The following is a 2,104-nucleotide window of genomic DNA, read 5'->3' as shown; positions in this document are numbered from 1 at the left end:
TTTTTAAAAAAGGAGCCGAAAACCATCAAAGACTTTTTAAATTTTGCTGATTTTTACCAAACTGTCGGATATAAGAAAAAAGGTGAGAAATATCTTGCGATGGCAGAAAATTTGAAGATTCGGAAAGCAAAAGAAGATTCTCTGATAAATATTCAAAAGCAGATCAATTCACAAAGAATAATCGAAAGACAAAAGTGGATTGAAAAGCAAAAAAAAATACTCAAAACATTAAAAATACAAGTCTTCTTTTTAGGATTTTCAATTTTAGTCGCTCTGATTCTTTTGATTCTGGCATTTCCTAAAAAGAAAAAATCCGAACCGGAAGTAACAGAATATAATTATCGCTCTACTGATGGTTTTGGCAGTCTGAAATTCCGTAAAAAAATGGTTCATAAATTATCGGAGTATAAATGGGAAGTCGAAGAAATAGCAAGAGAATTGAATCTTACCAACGAGGAAGTGAAAAGACTGCAGAAAGAGGAAAAATGAAAATAGCGATCATTGGTTTTGGAGCAGCAGCAATTGGATTTATCGAGAAAATAAAAAACACCAACAATGAAATCCACATTTTTGAGAAAAGCAAAGATATTTATTCATCCAGTATTTCAGGGATCAGAGCTGACGGAAAATTATTCGTTTCCAGCGAAATGGGCGGAAACCTTGATATCGATCTTAAACTACAGAAAAAACTGGTGGATTATTATCTGAATAAAACTGAAAAAAAGAAATTCGAGACCGGAAGTTCGTTCAGCAATAAAACATTTTATAAAAAGTTTTATGAAAAAGGATTCCTACCCATTATTTCGGATTTCTATCATATCGGAACTGATCAGTTGAAGCAGGTTCTTTATAATATCTATGAAAATTTCAAATCACATAAAAATATTCATTTCCATTTCAAACATAACATCAAAGATGTCGAACTGCTCGCAAACAAAGTGATCTTAAATAACACCGATTCTTTTGATAAAGTTATGGTGGCAGTCGGTAGAAGCGGTCATAATCTGGTTAATAAGATCATTAAGAAATTTCCCGAACTGATCCTCGATAATAAAAAAGTCGATCTCGGAATTCGCTTTGAAATACCCAATCATATTGTGGAAGAACTGAATCGGGAAATGTATGAATTCAAAGTGAAATACAAAACCAGAACCGGTTATATGGTCAGAACTTTCTGCAATAATCCTTCCGGATTTGTGGTTACGGAAAATTATGACGATTTCGTAACGGTGAACGGACATTCCAAGCTGAAAGAGAAAAGCAAGAACACTAATTTCGCTATTTTAACGACTCTTGAACTAACTCAACCATTCAATGATCCGATCGGTTATGGTTCTCATATCGCCAAACTGACGAATATTCTGGCAGGAGAAAATAAGGTCATCCTCCAAACTTATGAGAATTTTATTAATTCCAAAAGAACGAAACATCTTTACCGTGTTATCCCGACTCTCAATGAAAAGCATTACATTCTCGGTGATATTAATCTTGCATTTCCGCGCAGGATCATTGAAAGCATCATTGATTTTATGGATAATTTGAATGATGTCATTCCCGGAATTACGAATGCTGATAATCTTGTTTATGCTCCGGAAATCAAGTTCTATTCCAATATCATCGATAACCGGAAATTCGATAACCTGAAATTTGTCGGAGATTGTTCGGGAGGAACTCGATCCATTATTTATGCGACTGCTCATGGCTGGATGATGGGAGAGGAAGTAATCAAGAATTAAGGAATGAAAGAATTATCCATTGAAAATCACTGGAAGACACCGAGATAAAATCACATTCCGAAACTTTCAACAGAGTATTTTGTTAGACTCGACTTCAAAGCGAAGCGTGGAGTTGAGAATAACAAAATAATATAATCGGATAAGGCAACATGAAATAACACCTCTATTTTAGAATATCCGGAAAATATGGATCAGGTTAAAATGAAAAAATGAGATAAAAGAAATAACTGAACTCCATCATCCGGTAATTGACAGAGATGAAGTCCAGTCATCCATCTAAATTTTTCAAATAAAATGTTGCATCTTAAATAATATTTTTCAAATTTGCTCTCAAATGTAAGGAGTTAAATATGCGATCAGCAGCAATT

The 2,104-nt window shown here is 33.8% G+C and carries 1 protein-coding gene; it reads left to right on the top strand.

Annotated elements, in window-relative coordinates:
- Positions 1-485 precede the first annotated feature (485 nt).
- A complete protein-coding gene (locus ENL20_08030) occupies positions 486-1,736 on the top strand; it encodes an NAD(P)/FAD-dependent oxidoreductase (protein HHE38507.1) in 1,251 nt (416 codons plus the stop codon).
- The last annotated feature ends 368 nt before the right edge of the window (positions 1,737-2,104 follow it).

Source organism: Candidatus Cloacimonadota bacterium (assembly GCA_011372345.1).
Taxonomy (GTDB): Bacteria; Cloacimonadota; Cloacimonadia; order Cloacimonadales; family TCS61; genus DRTC01.
This window is presented reverse-complemented; position numbering and strand designations above follow the sequence as displayed.